We start from the raw sequence: 15,495 nt of genomic DNA on the forward strand, positions 1-15,495 counted from the left end.
GCTTCCTAGCGCCGGACGATTGACCTCAAGAGCCTCAATGCTACCGACAGTGAGGCCATGTCGTCGGCCTCCAGTGCGTTCACCTCATCGAACATGCTCTTTGCCCGGCCCAGCTGCTCGGCATTCTGAGCCTCCCAGTCCTTGAGCCGCGCGTCCGGCGACCCGGTGGCGGACGTTGCGTCCAGCACCGCCGTCGTCATGTCCGACACCGTTGAGTACAGGTCATCGCGCAACGCTGCCCGTGCCAGCGCCTGCCACCGGTCCTGCCGGGGAAGGCTGCTGATCCGTTCAAGCAGCGAGTCCGCGTGGAACCGGTTGAACACGGTGTAGTAAACGGCCGCAATCTCCTCTACACGGTCCTTCCGGGAGCGGGCGATCTTGGCGATGTCCAGCAGCACGAAGCTCTCGAACAGCTCGGCCCAGCGCAGCGCAAGGCCTTCCGGGAGTTCCCACTCGCGGCCCTTCGCCAGCCACGCCGCCACGCGATCGCGGTCGTCGCCGCGGAGGTAGTCCAGCAGCCGGGCCCGCATGGGATCCATCAGCGGCTTGAACTCTGCCACCACCTCGGCAATGGGGCGTGAAACACTTTCCTGGCTGAGCAGCCAGCGGACCGCCCGGTCCAGGAGCCGACGGATGTCCAGGTGCACTGTGCTCCAGTGCTCCGTGGGGAACGAGGCAGGCAGGCTGTTCAGCTCCCCCACCATCGCGTCCAGTTCGTACACCTCGCGCAGCGCCACAAACGCCTTGGCCACGGCAACTTCGCTGGCGGACGTTTCCTCCATCACCCGGAAGGCAAACGTGATGCCGCCAAGGTTGATCATGTCGTTGGCCACCACCGTGGCGATGATTTCGCGGCGCAGCGGATGCGTGTCCAGTTCGGCGTCGAAACGTTCACGCAGCTGGTGCGGGAAGTAGGACCGCAGGGTGTCACGGAACCAGAGGTCATCAGCGAGGTCGCTGTCCCGCAGGGCCGAGGCCAGCTCGATCTTCGCATAGGCGGCCAGTACTGAGAGCTCCGGAGACGTCAGTCCCTGACCCTGCTGCAGCCGTTCCCGCAGCGTTTCCGTCGTGGGCAGCGCCTCAAGGTCGCGCTTAAGGTCGGCGCTCTTCTCCAGCCAGTCCATGAGCCGCTCGTAACTTGGGCTCCACTCCGCCACGCGCGTCCGGTCGTTCAGGAGCAGGATGTTCTGGTCGATGTTGTCTTCGAGAACCAGGCGGCCCACTTCATCGGTCATGGAGGCCAGGAAGTCTGCGCGCTCCCCCGCCGGCAGCTTGCCGGCGGCAACCATCCGGTCAACGAAGATCTTGATGTTGACCTCATGGTCGGAGCAGTCCACACCGGCGGAGTTGTCGATGGCGTCCGTGTTGAGGATGACCCCCTGCAGCGCTGCTTCAATACGGCCGCGCTGGGTCATTCCCAGGTTGCCGCCTTCACCCACTACCTTGACCCGCAGGTCCCGGCCGTTGACCCGGATGGCATCGTTTGCTTTATCGCCAACGGAGGCGTTCGACTCGGAAGACGCCTTGACGTAGGTTCCGATTCCGCCGTTGTAGAGCAGGTCAGCCGGCGCCAGCAGGATGGCGCGCAGGAGCTCCGGCGGGCTGAGCTCAGCGGTTTCCGCCGGAAGCCCCAGCGCGGCCCGGACCTGCGGCGACACGGGAATGGACTTGGCCTGGCGGGCAAAGACACCGCCGCCTTCGCTGATCAGCGACTTGTCGTAGTCGTCCCAGGACGACCGGGGCAGGTCGAACAGCCTCTGGCGCTCCGCGAACGAGGCTGCCTCATCCGGGTTGGGGTCCAGGAAGATGTGCCGGTGGTCAAATGCCGCCAGCAGGCGGATGTGCCGGGACAGCAGCATCCCGTTGCCGAATACGTCGCCGGACATGTCCCCCACGCCAACCACGGTGAAAGGTTCGGTCTGGGTATCCAGGTCCAGCTCGCTGAAGTGGCGCTTCACCGATTCCCAGGCGCCCCGCGCCGTGATGCCCATGGCCTTGTGGTCGTAGCCCACGGAACCGCCGGAGGCGAATGCGTCCCCCAGCCAGAAGCCGTACTCCGCGGACAGTCCGTTGGCTATGTCGGAGAAAGTAGCCGTACCCTTGTCCGCCGCGACCACAAGGTAGGAGTCGTCGTCGTCATGCCGGACAACGTTCGACGGCGGCACGAGCCGTTCGCCGTCGCCTTCGGTAAGGAGGTTGTCAGTAAGGTCCAGCAACCCGCGGATGAACGTCTTGTAGCTTTCGACGCCTTCGGCCATCCAGGCCGCGCGGTCGGTTGCAGGATCCGGAAGCTGCTTCGCGAAGAAGCCTCCCTTGGCTCCCGTGGGCACGATGACGGCGTTCTTGACCGTCTGCGCCTTGACCAGGCCCAGGACTTCCGTGCGGAAATCCTCCCGCCTGTCGGACCAGCGGAGGCCGCCGCGGGCAACCTTGCCGAACCGCAGGTGCACACCCTCGACGCGCGGGGAGTAAACCCAGATTTCGAACATGGGCCGCGGGAACGGCAGCCCCTCAATGTGGGCGGGATCCAGCTTGAAGCTCAGGTGCGGCTTGTTCTGGTAAAAGTTGGTGCGGAGGGTGGCCTCGATCAGGTTGACGAAGGTGCGCAGCACGCGGTCAGCATCGAGAGTGGCGACTTTTTCGATGGACGCTGCCAGTTCCTGCCGCACCGAAGCCTGGGCCTCAGCGCGTTCACCATCGCTGATGGAGGGATCGAAGCGGGCCGCGAAGAGGGCGCTCAGCCCCCGGGTCACATCCGCGTTGGCCAGAAGCGTGTCCGCCATAAAGCCGAAGGAACTGCTGTTGCCCATCTGGCGCATGTACCGGGCGTAGGCGCGCAGCACGGTGATTTGCCGCCATTGCAGGCCTTCCCGCAACACCAGGCGGTCAAAGTTGTCCGATTCCGCAGCACCGGTGACGGCCGCGCCAAATGAGTCGGCAAGGAGCCCGCCCGTGGACAGGGGGTCCACTCCCGCCGGGTACTTCAGCCCCAGGTCGTACAGGAAGAAGTCCCGGTGGTCTGCTGTTTCGATTTCAAAGGGCCGCTCGTCCAGGACCTCGAGGCCGAGATTGTGAAAGTATGGCAGGATCTGGCTCAGGCTCTTGGGCTCCAGCATGTAGAGCTTTACCCGCGCGTCTTCCTCCAGTGTTGCACCGGCGCCTTCGGGAAGATACACGTGGACTCCGGGACGGTCCTGCCGTGCCCCGGCACTCCGCTCGGCGGCGGCCCCGTACTTTTCGAACCGCGCGATGTCTTCGAGGGCGTCCTCTACTTCGTAGTCCACCCGGTAGCTGGCAGGGAACGCCTCGGCCCAGGTGGCAGCCAGTTCCTTGGCTTCGGCTGGGTCCCGGCCCTCGCGCAGGACCTCCGCGATGCCTTCGCTCCAGGACCTTGCCGCCCGGACCAGCCGCTTTTCCAGCTCGTCGCTGTTGACATGGCTGACGTCGGCGTCCTTGGGCAGCCGGATGCGGAAGAACAGGCGCGCGAGTGCCGATTCGGTCATGCGGGCTTCGTAGTCGATCGAGACTGCCTGGAAGGTCTCCCGAAGTTCCTGTTCGATGCGAAGCCGGACGTTGGTGGTGTACCGGTCCCGGGGCAGGTACACCACGGCGGACATGAAACGCCCGTAGATGTCGGGCCTCAGGAACAGCCGGGTACGGCGCCGTTCCTGCAGTTTCTGGATTCCAAGCGCGGTTGCGGCCAAATCGGGGATTTCGATCTGGAACAGCTCATCGCGTGGGTAGGTTTCCAGGATTCCCAGCAGGTCCTTGCCCGAGTGCGAGTCCGGCGGGAAGCCGGCGTTCTGAAGGACAGCATCCACCTTTTCCCGGACGATGGGGATGTCGCGGACGGAGCCGGCGTAGGCGCTCGTGGCAAAAAGGCCAATGAAGCGGCGCTCGCCGTTGACGTTGCCCGCAGCGTCGAAGCTTTTGATGCCGATGTAGTCCAGGTAGGCCGAGCGGTGCACGGTGGACCGCGAGTTGGCCTTGGTGATGACGAGGGCGCGCTTTTCCCGCGCCTTTTTACGGCCGGTATCGGTGAGGTGCTGGATGTGCGGGGAGTCCGCGGCTGCCCGCAGCAGTCCGAGGCCGCTGTCCTCGCGCAGTTCCAGGACGTCTTCGCCGTCGACGTTGAGCAGATCGTATTCGCGGTAGCCCAGGAACGTGAAGTTTCCGTCGTCCAGCCAGCGCAGCAGGTCCTTGGCCTGCCGCAATTCGGCAATCTGCGCAGAGTTGGCCACCTTGTCCAGGCTTTCGGCGATCTCCAGCGCCTTTTGGCGCATCCTTGGCCAGTCCTCGACGGCAGCCCTGACATCGTTCAGGACGCGGGTCAGGCCCGCGAGCAGGGAAGTCTTCGCTTCGTCGGAAACCCGGTGGACTTCGACGGCGATCCAGGACTCCATGTGCGAGGCATTTTCACCTTGCGCAATGAGGTGGGAAAGGTTGGGCATTGCCGCCGTGTCCCCGCTGGAAATGCCCAGATGTGCCGGAACCCTGTTGACCTTGACCAGTTCTCCCGTTTCCCGGTTCCTGGTGGCTACAAAAAGCGGGTGGACCACGAGCCGGATGGCCGCGTGCTGCCGGACAAGTTCGGCGTTGACGGAGTCGACCAGGAACGGCATGTCGTCGGTGACCACAAAGACGACGCTGCTGTCCTCTTCATCAATGATCGATATCTTCGCCTGCCCGGGCTGCCGCACGGACGCTGCCCGGCGGTGTTCCTCGGCACGGGCTTCCAGAACGTCCCGTGGGTAGCTTCGGGCATCCTCCTCAGCCAGGTGCTGGTAGTAGTCCCCCATGAAGCCTTCAAGGCCTTCAATGGAGAGGGGCTGGTCCTCCACACTGGATCCAGACGACATCGACAACGCCTCCATCAGAGATATTCGCCGCACCTTTGCAGCTCTTATGGCGAGCCTAGTCCTTTGCCCTTCGCCGTGGTGTGGAAGAAAATACAGAGGATTTCGCATTTCGCTGGGCTGGTGCACAAACAAGTTCACGGATGGCGCGCCGAAGCGCGGAGTCGGGGCAAGCTTCAAGCAGCAGTGACCCAGCAAGGAGTGCTGCGTCGGCGGCGCCGGGGTCGTAGGGCAGGAACACTTTGAGTTCCGACGCGGGACCGTACCGTTCCCAGGCATCCCGCAACTGGCGCTCCGGGGTTCTGCCCACGGAGGAGGAACGCACCTTGTTCATGACGACAGTGGGTGAGGCCTGCGGTACAGCGCCTTCGAGTTCGGAAAGCGCACGGACCATCCGTGGTAAGCCCACGGGATCAGCCGCACCAACGGCGTAGACCTCGTCCGCCAGTTCCAGGGGACGCAGCGTCGCGGCGTTCCGCCGCGGCGCCATGGTGTCGAAGCTCAGCTCTTCATCGGCTTCGAGGCAAAAGCCGGTATCCACCACCACAACGTCCGCGATCTGCCGCGCCCGTTCAAGAACAAGTGCCAGGGCAGTGGCGCGCAGCTCGGTCCAGCGGTCCGCGCGGGTTATTCCCGTAAGCACCCGGAACGTCCCGGATGCAGTTGCGACGGTGGCGGCCACCTTCCTGAGGGCGTCCGGGTCCAGCAAACCCTGGTCGGCAAGCCTGCACGCCTGGGCAAGCCCGGCCGACTCATCCAGGAGACCCAGCACCGCCGCGACGCTTGCACCGTAGGTGTCCGCGTCGACCAGCAGGACATCCCGGCCATCGGCAGCCATCTCGCCGGCGATGTTCACCGCCACAGTGGTCCTGCCAGGCGCCCCGGCCGGACCCCAGACAACGATGAGCCTGCCCGCCGGTTCGCCCTCCGGATCAGGTCCAGGCTGCACGGGGTCCATGGCCAGCGCAGCTCCGGTGTCAGCTCCCGCGCTCAGGATGGCGGGACGGGCCGCACCTGTCAGCTGGGCAACGGCATCGGCGATCCTGTCCGAAAGCTCCGCTGACTCCACTCCCGTCAGCGCCGAGGCGACACCAATTTTGCGGAGCCTGGCCGCCTCCTCGGCATTGTCCGTCAGCGCGATGACCGCCACCCCAACAGCTCCAAGCCGGTCAACAAGGGAAGCAGTTAATCCGTCGGACCCCTCAGCCACTACGGCCGCCCTTGCCAGACCGCTTTGACAGGCAGCGAGAAGCTCGGGAAGTTCGGTGCATCGTCGAACCACTGTCACCGGACCGTGCAGCCTTTCGAGGCCGCCCACCAGGTCCTCCCGGCTTTGGCCAACGGTGACAACCGGGATACTCATCGGGCCCCGCCCGGATTCCACACAACGGATATCTTCGCGTCGTTGGCTTGGGCACCCAGCAACGCAGGCATCTGTTTGTCCTCCACCAGGACCATCAGCACGGTGGTCTTTGACGATCCGAGGGCAGTGGACCCGGTGGTGACCTCAGCGATTTCAGCTCCGGGAAGGATGAGTTTCGGCTCGCTGAACCCGTTCTTTGCATCCGGCTGCGCCACCCAGACGTCCACCCTCGCACCAGCAACCGCTTGGGACGGCAAAGTCTGCGCGATGTTGAGCGCCACCGGCTTACGGTCCAACCGGTCCACCTCCCCAAGACTTGACCTGGGAACCAGCTGGTCCTTGGCGATCCGCTGCACGGCGACGACGTCCTGGGGCAGGCCGTCCTCCACGGTGATGTAGTGCTGCTCCGTGTCGCCCAGGCGGACCTTCGCGCGAACCACGTTCTCCGCTGTCAGGCGCTCACCCACGGCAATGCCGTCCCGCGCCGCGAAGACCTCGGTGGTGCGGTCTGCGCTGCCGACCAGGAAAGTAACCCCGGCGACGGAGACCAGGACCAGGAGAATGCCCACCAGCAACCGCGGGTCCTTCCAGGACGGGCGCTTCAGCCGTGGCGCCGTGGCGCTTGAATCAGGAACCATGCCGTTCTCCCCCTAGGTACACCGGACCTGCCCACTCTGGCCGGACTCCTCATTGTTACCGCCAGGGACCGGGAACAAAAGTCATTTGCCTAAATACCGGCTAACTGTGGAAAACGGGCACAAACAACGTCATGTGATGGCAAAATGGGCATATGCCAAGGTTCCTCACGCTCGCAGACGTCGCCGAGCAACTCCAGATCAACTCCCCCGCCGCGTACGCCTTGGTCCGCAGCGGGGAGCTGAAGGCCATCCAGGTTGGCGGCCGCGGGCAGTGGCGCGTCGAGGAGAAGATGCTGGAGCAGTACATCGAGGAACGCTATGCCGAGGCCAGCCGCATGATCCAGGAGTCCCGCTCCAAGTCAGTGTGACGCCCTTAGGCTCCGCCGGCCTTATGGGACCTGATCATCGCCAGCGCCGTAAAAGGTATCGCTGACACCTGGCCAACGCTTTGGGTCCTCCTTGCCTCGCCCGGAATCACCGCGGCAAGGTCGATGTAGTCCCGGCCAACCCGGTCAATGACGCCCTCCACCCGCGCGGCTCCGACTCCCCCGCCAATCGTCACGGTCACCTCCGTCCTATCCCGGGCAAGGGCACGCAGGGAATGGGCAAGTCCGATTGAACGGCGGACCGGGGAGTCCTCCGTCCGCACATGCCTGCCCAGGCCCACGTACCGGGCAGCGGCCGCATAGGGAATGAGCACCTGGCGCCGTTCTTCATCCAGGACCAGCGCATCAGCTCCAACATGGGTCAGCTCCCCTTGCGCCGATTCGCCGCACAGGAGGTGGACCGTGATCCTGTAACCAACGGCCGCCCGCAGCCTGTCATCGAGCCGCAGGCCAACCATCTCGGCCCGCGTCCGCTCACTGATCTCGCTCTCGAGCGCCAGCCGGTCAGCCTCCGCCAGCTGGCTTTCCATGTCGTTGAAGAGTGCATCCCAGCGCATCCCGCCAGCGTAGGTTCCCCTGCCCCGCCCGTCAACGCGCCCCTCATTTCACTCCAACGTCTGGACAAAACGCGCTTAGGCGGTTCAGACTGTCTCAATCGACATCAAACAGCATCAAACGACGTCAAGGCGGTTGAAATGGGTCACTCCGGTAGGACGGGAAGGTCGGATGCCGCAACAGCGCTGGCCCTGCTCGTGCTTGGAATCGTGCTCTGCATCCTGGGAGCGGGCCAGCTGGCGCAGTGGCAGGACGCCGCTACCCATCAGCAGGGGTGGACCGTGGAGGTCCTCCTGGCAGCGGCCGCAACAGCGGCCGGCCTCGGACTTTTGCTGTGGTGGGCATTTTCGATGCTGGCTGCTGGAGCCTCCGTCCTGCTGGAGCGGCTGGGCCGGAACCGGGCTGCCGCGACCGCCCGCCGGCTCTCACCTGCATTCATGCAGCGGGCTGTGATTGCCGCTCTTTCGATGCAGCTGATGGCCGGTGCCGCGGCACATGCGGCCATCACCGCGCCGGGGCCGGAGTGGACACCCACGCACGAACAGTCCTCGGCGGCTTCCGCCAGCCCTGCAGCCGCGCACGTTGCTCCGACACCCCGCCAGGGCACTGGCCCGGCCATGCATTTCTCTGTCCAACCAGGCCCAGCTGAGGTGCCACCACCCGGCCGGGAAGCCGCGTCGCCGGCATGGCAATCCACGGCGGACAAGCCCACCCCCGCCACGCCCAACCCGGGATGGCAACCGGCCTCCCCGGTGGTGGAGCCGGGCCTGCTCGCAGCACCGGAAGCCAGGACCGCCGCCGGCGCGATGCCGGATCCGGGGGCAACGGGCGGCGGGGCGGGCCCGGTAACCGTGCTTGCCGGCGACACACTATGGGACATCGTGGCGGCCCAGCTGGGGCCGGAGGCATCGGATGTGGACATAGCCCTTGAATGGCCGCGGTGGTACGCAGCGAACCGCGGACTGATCGGCGGGAGCCCGGATGTCCTGCTTCCGGGACAGATCCTCCAGGCGCCGCAGGCGCCATAGCCACTGACGCTTTCGGTGCTGCGCCGGCGCCAGGCCAGCCAATAGACCATCAGCTACTCCGCTATTCGAACCAAGGGGAACACCATGACCGCAGTGACACCTGTCCAGACCGCCCAGCGGCTGGCTGCCAACACCGTAAACGGCGGGAGGGTACTCGGGAAAACCGCATCAGCGTCAACAACGGCGGTGACCGCAGGCCGTTCCCGCGCCGCGGACCCATCGTCCCTGAGGCCCGTCAGTGAAGCTGCGGAAGTAAGGTCCATTACCCGCGGAACGGTTCAGGCCGCCATGGAGGTCCTGGCAGGGATCCGTCCCATACACCAGCTGGCGCGCCGTCTGGATCCGCGGTGCCTGGCATCGCTGCAGCACCGGGCCGCGCTGATCAGGCGCGAGCTAACCAGGACGGGCAACCCCGCCCTGGCCCGGCTCCACCGAAACTCCACAGTCCGCTCGGTGCGGGTGTGCGAGGTGGCCGAGGGAATTTATGAGGCAAGTGCCGTCGTGGTGGATGACGTACGGGCTCGTGCCGTTGCCGTCCGGCTTGAGCGCAGCAAGCAGGTCTGGCGCATCGTTGAACTCGTCATCGGCTAAGCCGTTGGGTAATTTGGTGCGCACCCGAGAGCACATGGTGCACCATGCAGACAGGGCAGGGGCCCATCGGCCCCTGCCCTGTCCATCAACGCCTGTGTGTGTTTACGGCTGTGTTTTAGCGCTTTTTCTTCTTCGCCGGGCGCTTGGCGGCGTCCTGGGCAGCTGCCTTGGCAGGGTTGCCGGAGCGTCCACTTCCTGCCCGGGTTTCCACCCGGGTTTGTGTTCCGCCGGTCTCGCTGGGAGCCGTGTACTGCAACTGCGCGGGCTTTTCGGGGGCCTCAAGTCCGGCAGCATGCACCTGCGGGTCCACGTGCTCAGTGTGTCCGCCGGCGGCGTCCTGGACTACGACATCCTGGGCCGGCGTCACCTCGACCTCAAGGTTGTACAGGAAGCCGACGCTTTCCTCCCGGATGGCTTCCATCATGCTTTGGAACATCGCGAAACCTTCGCGCTGGTACTCCACCAGCGGATCACGCTGCGCCATGGCGCGCAGGCCGATGCCCTCCTTGAGGTAATCCATCTCGTAGAGGTGTTCCTGCCACTTGCGGCCAATGACGGAGAGGACCACGCGGCGCTCGAGCTCGCGCATGCTTTCGGAGCCGATGACCTCCTCGCGGGCCTGGTACACCAGGCGGGCGTCGGAAAGGATCTCCTCCTTCAACAGCTCCACGGTGACCCTGGACTTGCCACCGGCCTCCTCGATGATGTCTTCGGGAGTAACGCTGACAGGGTAGAGCGTCTTCAGGTTCGTCCACAGCTGGTGGAAGTCCCAGTCGTCGCCGTTCCCTTCCGCGGTGGCGGCGTCGATCAGGGCAGTGATGGTGTCCTCAATGAAGTACTGCACCTTCTCGTGCAGGTCATCACCTTCCAGGATCCGACGGCGGTCGCTGTAGATGGCTTCGCGCTGGCGATTGAGGACGTCGTCGTACTTCAGCACGTTCTTGCGCTGCTCGGCGTTGCGGCCTTCCACCTGTCCCTGGGCAGAGGCGATGGCCCTGGATACCAGCTTTGATTCCAGCGCAACGTCGTCCGGCACGGAGCTGTTCATCAGCCGTTCCGCCGCCCCGGAGTTGAAGAGGCGCATGAGGTCGTCGGTCAGCGACAGGTAGAACCGGGATTCACCCGGGTCGCCCTGGCGGCCGGAACGGCCGCGGAGCTGGTTGTCGATGCGTCGCGACTCGTGGCGTTCGGTGCCCAGGACGTACAGGCCGCCGAGGTCCAGGACTTCCTCGTGTTCGTCCTTGACCGACTGCTTGGCGGCTTCAAGCGCTGCGGGCCATGCGGCTTCGTACTGTTCGGAGTTCTCCTCAGGATCCAGCCCGCGCTTGGCGAGTTCGGCGACGGCCGTGAATTCGGCGTTTCCGCCCAGCATGATGTCAGTACCGCGGCCTGCCATGTTCGTGGCCACAGTGACGGCACCCTTCCGGCCTGCCTGGGCGACGATGGCAGCTTCGCGGGCGTGGTTCTTGGCGTTCAGGACCTCGTGGCGGATGCCCTCCTTGGCGAGCAGCTTGGACAGGTACTCGCTCTTCTCCACGCTGGTGGTGCCCACCAGGACGGGCTGGCCCTTTTCGTGACGCTCGGCGATATCGCGGACCACGGCGTCGAACTTTACAACCTCATTCTTGAACACGAGGTCCGGCTGGTCGATCCGCTGCATGTCCCTGTTGGTGGGGATGGCCACGACGCCCAGCTTATAAGTGCTCATGAACTCGGCCGCCTCAGTCTCAGCGGTACCGGTCATGCCGGAAAGCTTGCCGTACATACGGAAGTAGTTCTGCAGCGTCACGGTGGCCAGGGTCTGGTTTTCGGCTTTGATCTCGACGCCTTCCTTGGCCTCGATCGCCTGGTGCATGCCTTCGTTGTAACGGCGGCCGGCCAGGATGCGGCCGGTGTGCTCGTCCACGATCAGCACTTCGCCGTCCAGGATGACGTAGTCCTTGTCACGCTTGAAGAGTTCCTTGGCCTTGATGGCATTGTTCAGGAACCCGATCAGCGGGGTGTTGGCGGACTCGTACAGGTTGGAGATGCCGAGGTAGTCCTCCACCTTTTCGATCCCGCTCTCCAGGACGCCCACCGTGCGCTTCTTTTCGTCGACCTCGTAGTCCTTTTCGGGCTGCAGCCGGAGCACCACTTTGGCGAATTCGCTGTACCAGCGGTTGGTGTCCCCCTGGGCAGGTCCGGAGATGATCAACGGGGTGCGTGCCTCATCGATGAGGATTGAGTCCACTTCATCGACGATGGCGAAGTTGTGGCCGCGCTGGACAAGTTCGGTCCGGTCCCATGCCATGTTGTCGCGCAGGTAGTCGAAACCAAACTCGTTGTTGGTCCCGTACGTGATATCGGCGGCGTACTGCTGGCGGCGGACGGCGGGATCCTGGTTGGCAAGGATGACACCGCTGGTCAGGCCCAGGAAGCGGTAGACACGGCCCATGAGCTCGGACTGGTATTCGGCGAGGTAGTCGTTGACCGTGACCACGTGGACGCCCTTGCCGGTAAGGGCATTCAGGTAGGCGGGAGCGGTCGCCACCAGGGTCTTGCCTTCACCGGTCTTCATTTCAGCGATGTTGCCCAGGTGCAGGGCGGCGCCGCCCATCAGCTGGACGTCGAAGTGGCGCATGCCCAAGGTGCGGGAGGACGCTTCACGCACTGCTGCGAAGGCCTCCGGAAGCAGGTCGTCGAGCTTCTCGCCGTCCTGGTGGCGGGCGCGGAGGCGGTCCGTCTCCTCGCGCAGTTCGGCGTCGGTAAAGGTCTTGAATGAGTCTTCGAGGGCGTTGATGGAATCGGCATAGTTCCGCAGCTGCCGGAGTGTTTTCTTGTCACCCGTGCGGAGAATTTTTTCGATAAGTGATGCCACGTGAAGATGCTCCCAGTCTGATGCCGCCGAATTCTGGCGTGTTCAGTCTACGGGAGAGACACGCCGCTGGTGCCCCTTTTCCCTGAGAGCGGATACTCCCTACGGACGTGCCAGCTCCTGCGCCAGCCGGGCGGCGAGGTCCCCTGCCGGCCCCACTTCCACATCCGGCAGGCCAAGCCACTGGCCCATAAGCTTCAGCTCGGCGGCAAGTTCGACGGCGGTATCCGCCGGTGCGTCGGGCTCGGCGAACGCGGCCCTCGCCAGCAACCGGCCGGCGGCCCGGTCCGCTTTCAAATCCACCCGTGCCACGATCCTGTCACGCAGCAGGAACGGCAGCACGTAATAGCCGAAGCGCCGGTTGGGTTCCGGGGTGTAGATCTCGATCCGGTAATGGAAGCCGAACAGCTCGGAAAGGCGCCGCCGCTCAAAGACCAGGGAGTCGAACGGGCTCAAGAGCGCGCGGCCGGTGGCACGCCGCGGCAGCAGCGAATCGACATGCCGGAAAATCTTCCGGTTCCAGCCCGCCACAGTGACGGGTTCCAGCCTGCCTTGCTCCACCAGGTGCTCCACAGCCAGGGCTGTGGCCTTTACCGGAGTCCGGAAGTAGTCGGCGAAGCAGCGGATGGTGCCGATTCCGTGGGCCTGGGCGGCCGCGTCGGTCAGGCGCCGGAGTGCAGCCTCGGGATCCTTCTCCCCTGCCGCGGCGGCCGCATCCGGGAGGACCTTGGAGGTCAGCGTGTACCTGCGTTCGAACTGCCCGGTCCGGGAGGCCGCCGACACCAGACCCGCTTCGAAGAGGTGTTCAAGGACCCGTTTCACCGCGTTCCAGTTCCATCCCCAGTTGTCCGCCTGTTTCTCTTCGACATGCCCAATCCGTGCCGTCAGTTCAGATGCCGTCATGGGCCGGGAGCGGGCGAGGACCGCCAGGATCCTGGCAGCAACATCGTCCCGGAGCACGGGGTCCATCCGGGACGCGCCCACCCAGGCCCGCTTTTGCCAGAGAAGGAGGTCCTGGTAATGCTCCGGCCGGATGTAGCTGGCTTCGTGAGCCCAGTATTCGAACATCCGTCGCGGGTGGCTGGCGGACATGCGCTGCAGGATGTCCCGGTCATAGTTGCCAAGGCGGGAATAGAAGGGCAGGAAGTGGCTGCGGACCAGGACGTTTACGGAGTCGATCTGGACCAGCTGGAGACGGGCAAAGGTACGGCCCACCGTCCGTGCTGTCACGGGGCCGGTGGGCCGTCCTTTGTGGAGTCCCTGCGCTGCCAGCGCGATCCGCCGGGCCTGGTCAAGGCTCAGCGTTGCCGACAATTCAGACCTCTCTGGTGGTTGGTACCACCTTGGACGTTGGCAGGTACGTCAGACAGTGGCGGCTGCGTCGTCGGAGCGGTAGGCAAGGACCTTTTCCTCCACGACAGTGTCGCCTGGCTCGCATTCGTGGTCCAGGGTGATGACGCCGTAGGTCCAGCCGCGGCGGCGGTAGACCACGGACGGCGTGTTGGTGGCCTTGTCCACGAAAAGATAGAAGTCGTGGCCGACGAGCTCCATGTTGTCCACGGCGTCGTCGAGGGTCATGGACGCAGCGGGGAAGACCTTGCGCCGGATCAGTACCGGCGAGCTCCCGGCCGGGATGTCATTCTCGACATCGTAGGGGGACTTTTCCTCCGGCGCCTGCGCTGTTTCGCTCCTGCGGTTGGCCTCGAGGTAGAGCGGTTCGTGCGCGCTGGCTGGTTCCAGGGAGGCGGTAGCTTCACGGACGGCCTTGGGCGTGTGGCGGCCATGGTGGACCTTTTTGCGGTCCTTCGCGCGCCGGAGGCGCTCAAGCAGTTTGTTGTAGGCGAGGTCAAAGGCGGCAAATTTGTCTGCGGCGCTCGCTTCGGCACGGATAACGGGGCCCCTGCCCAGGACTGTCACTTCAACGGTCAACTGGTCGCCGGTTTGCCGGGCGTTGGTCTCCTTGGAGACTTTCGTATCCACCCGCTGGATCTTGTCGCCAAGCGATTCGATCTTTGCGATCTTTTCCCCGGCGTATTCGCGGAACCGGTCTGAAACAGTCAGATTTCGTCCGCTGATCATAAACTCCATGGTGCCCTCCAAATGACTTCGGTGACACGACGGCGGCACTTCCCTGGGCCGGGCTGTTTGACAGTCGAGCCCCTCTCCGAGCCGCCATCGAAAGGTACATTCTGTTCTTGGTACCCACCACCGACGTTAGTTCATAGCCACCTGTTATTCATCCTTTCCCGGTTTATTTTTTTCTAAGTCATGGCTCCTTCCGTGCGGGCCGGCGGCGGGCGTGCCGGGGTCCCCCGCAGCGGGCGGGCGTGTCGCGGCAAGCACGACGGCGCCCCTCACCTGGGCTCCGGCCAGGTGCAGGGCACGGGCTGCTTCTCCGATGGTGGCGCCGGTTGTCAGGACGTCGTCGACAATGATGCAGGGACGGCCCACGACCTTGGTTCGGGCGCGGGATGTGACCTGCATGGAACCCCTGACGCGCTGCGAGCGGGCGCCCCTGCCCAAACCTTTTTGGCCGCCCAGACCTTTCTGGCCGCCCAGAGCCTTTGGCCCTTCCAGACGGACCCGGGGCTTCTTGCCCAGGACATCCGCGACGTCGAGACCTGGCAGTTGCCGTGCGGCCTCCTTCAGGAGCAGATGGACGGGGCTGAACCCCCGGTTGACGTACGCCGCGGTGCCGGTGGGCACCGGAACCAGCAGGAACCCGCTGCTGCCCCGGGCGGCTGCCCTGACTGCTACGGCCAGCGCCCGGCCAAGGTTTCTCCCAAGCTGGTGCTGGCCGTGCCTTTTGAATGACAGCAGGCCTTGGGCCAACTCGTCCCGGTACACCCCCGCGGCCACCACCGGCAGCATGATGGTCCCGTCGACATCCATCAGCGCGGGGGCTCCGCTTTCCGCACGGAAAGGCTCCCTGGTCAGCTGGCGGATGCGGCTGCCGCACGGGGCGCAAAGGGTGCGGTCTTCGGCCCCGCAGCAGACGCAGTCCACCGGCACCGCCAGGGCGAGGAGATCTGCCGCCGCGCCGGACACCCAGTCGGCAAGGCGCAGGAGCGCTGCGGCGTGCTCAGCCCTGTGCAGTGCCGGCCAGGGCGGCGGCGGTTCAAGGTCGGGGTCCATCCGTCGGGTCCCCTGCCGGCCAGGTCCAGCTGTTCCGCTTCCGCCGGATATTCCGTTCACTGCCCCAGCATGCATCAGATGCCCGGGCA

General features: G+C 65.0%; 11 protein-coding genes. 3 read left to right on the forward strand and 8 right to left on the reverse strand.

Features of this window, described 5'->3' with window-relative positions:
* Nucleotides 1-5: 5 nt before the first annotated feature.
* The 3 genes from AB0280_RS07845 to AB0280_RS07855 are packed head-to-tail and all read right to left on the reverse strand — an operon-like array spanning nt 6 to nt 6,857.
* Nucleotides 6-4,859 (reverse strand): NAD-glutamate dehydrogenase, encoded by a 4,854-nt coding sequence (locus AB0280_RS07845; RefSeq protein WP_366366765.1) that lies wholly within the window; start codon nt 4,857-4,859, stop codon nt 6-8.
* A gap of 55 nt (nt 4,860-4,914) precedes the next feature.
* A complete protein-coding gene (locus tag AB0280_RS07850) occupies nt 4,915-6,219 on the reverse strand; it encodes an AAA family ATPase (protein ID WP_366366767.1) in 1,305 nt (434 codons plus the stop codon).
* Nucleotides 6,216-6,857 (reverse strand): hypothetical protein, encoded by a 642-nt coding sequence (locus AB0280_RS07855; protein ID WP_275179524.1) that lies wholly within the window; start codon nt 6,855-6,857, stop codon nt 6,216-6,218. Before AB0280_RS07855 ends, AB0280_RS07850 begins: the two co-directional genes overlap by 4 nt.
* 152 nt (nt 6,858-7,009) lie before the next feature.
* On the opposite strand from AB0280_RS07855, the gene AB0280_RS07860 reads away from it, so the two are divergent.
* Nucleotides 7,010-7,225: a helix-turn-helix domain-containing protein gene (locus tag AB0280_RS07860; protein WP_018768505.1), complete on the forward strand. Its 216-nt coding sequence runs from the start codon at nt 7,010-7,012 to the stop codon at nt 7,223-7,225.
* A gap of 5 nt (nt 7,226-7,230) precedes the next feature.
* Here AB0280_RS07860 and AB0280_RS07865 read toward each other — a convergent pair whose 3' ends face one another.
* The gene (locus tag AB0280_RS07865) at nt 7,231-7,800 is read right to left on the reverse strand and encodes a hypothetical protein (RefSeq protein ID WP_307488449.1); all 570 of its coding nucleotides are present in this window, start codon (nt 7,798-7,800) and stop codon (nt 7,231-7,233) included.
* A 138-nt stretch (nt 7,801-7,938) separates the two neighbouring features.
* Here AB0280_RS07865 and AB0280_RS07870 point away from each other — a divergent pair, with 138 nt between their 5' ends.
* Together AB0280_RS07870 and AB0280_RS07875 are read left to right on the forward strand one after the other, a co-directional pair.
* Nucleotides 7,939-8,826, forward strand: coding sequence for a LysM peptidoglycan-binding domain-containing protein (locus AB0280_RS07870; protein WP_366366770.1), 888 nt, complete (start codon nt 7,939-7,941; stop codon nt 8,824-8,826).
* Between the two features lie 84 nt (nt 8,827-8,910).
* Nucleotides 8,911-9,417 (forward strand): Rv3235 family protein, encoded by a 507-nt coding sequence (locus AB0280_RS07875; RefSeq protein ID WP_201302405.1) that lies wholly within the window; start codon nt 8,911-8,913, stop codon nt 9,415-9,417.
* A gap of 115 nt (nt 9,418-9,532) precedes the next feature.
* Here AB0280_RS07875 and secA read toward each other — a convergent pair whose 3' ends face one another.
* The 4 genes from secA to AB0280_RS07895 form a co-directional block, all read right to left on the reverse strand.
* Nucleotides 9,533-12,274 (reverse strand): preprotein translocase subunit SecA, encoded by a 2,742-nt coding sequence (gene secA / locus AB0280_RS07880; protein WP_159631559.1) that lies wholly within the window; start codon nt 12,272-12,274, stop codon nt 9,533-9,535.
* A 99-nt stretch (nt 12,275-12,373) separates the two neighbouring features.
* Nucleotides 12,374-13,585 carry a winged helix-turn-helix domain-containing protein gene (locus tag AB0280_RS07885; RefSeq protein ID WP_307488447.1) on the reverse strand — a complete coding sequence of 404 codons (1,212 nt, stop codon included), beginning with the start codon at nt 13,583-13,585 and terminating at the stop codon, nt 12,374-12,376.
* Between the two features lie 48 nt (nt 13,586-13,633).
* Nucleotides 13,634-14,359: a ribosome hibernation-promoting factor, HPF/YfiA family gene (gene hpf, locus AB0280_RS07890; RefSeq protein ID WP_159631557.1), complete on the reverse strand. Its 726-nt coding sequence runs from the start codon at nt 14,357-14,359 to the stop codon at nt 13,634-13,636.
* Nucleotides 14,360-14,503: 144 nt separating this feature from the next.
* Entirely contained in the window at nt 14,504-15,406 is a 903-nt protein-coding gene (locus tag AB0280_RS07895; RefSeq protein ID WP_224026525.1) for a ComF family protein, read from the reverse strand.
* Nucleotides 15,407-15,495: the final 89 nt, after the last annotated feature.

Origin of the sequence: Pseudarthrobacter sp. 902506025, from assembly GCF_040702325.1 — a bacterium.
Taxonomy (GTDB): domain Bacteria; phylum Actinomycetota; class Actinomycetes; order Actinomycetales; family Micrococcaceae; genus Arthrobacter.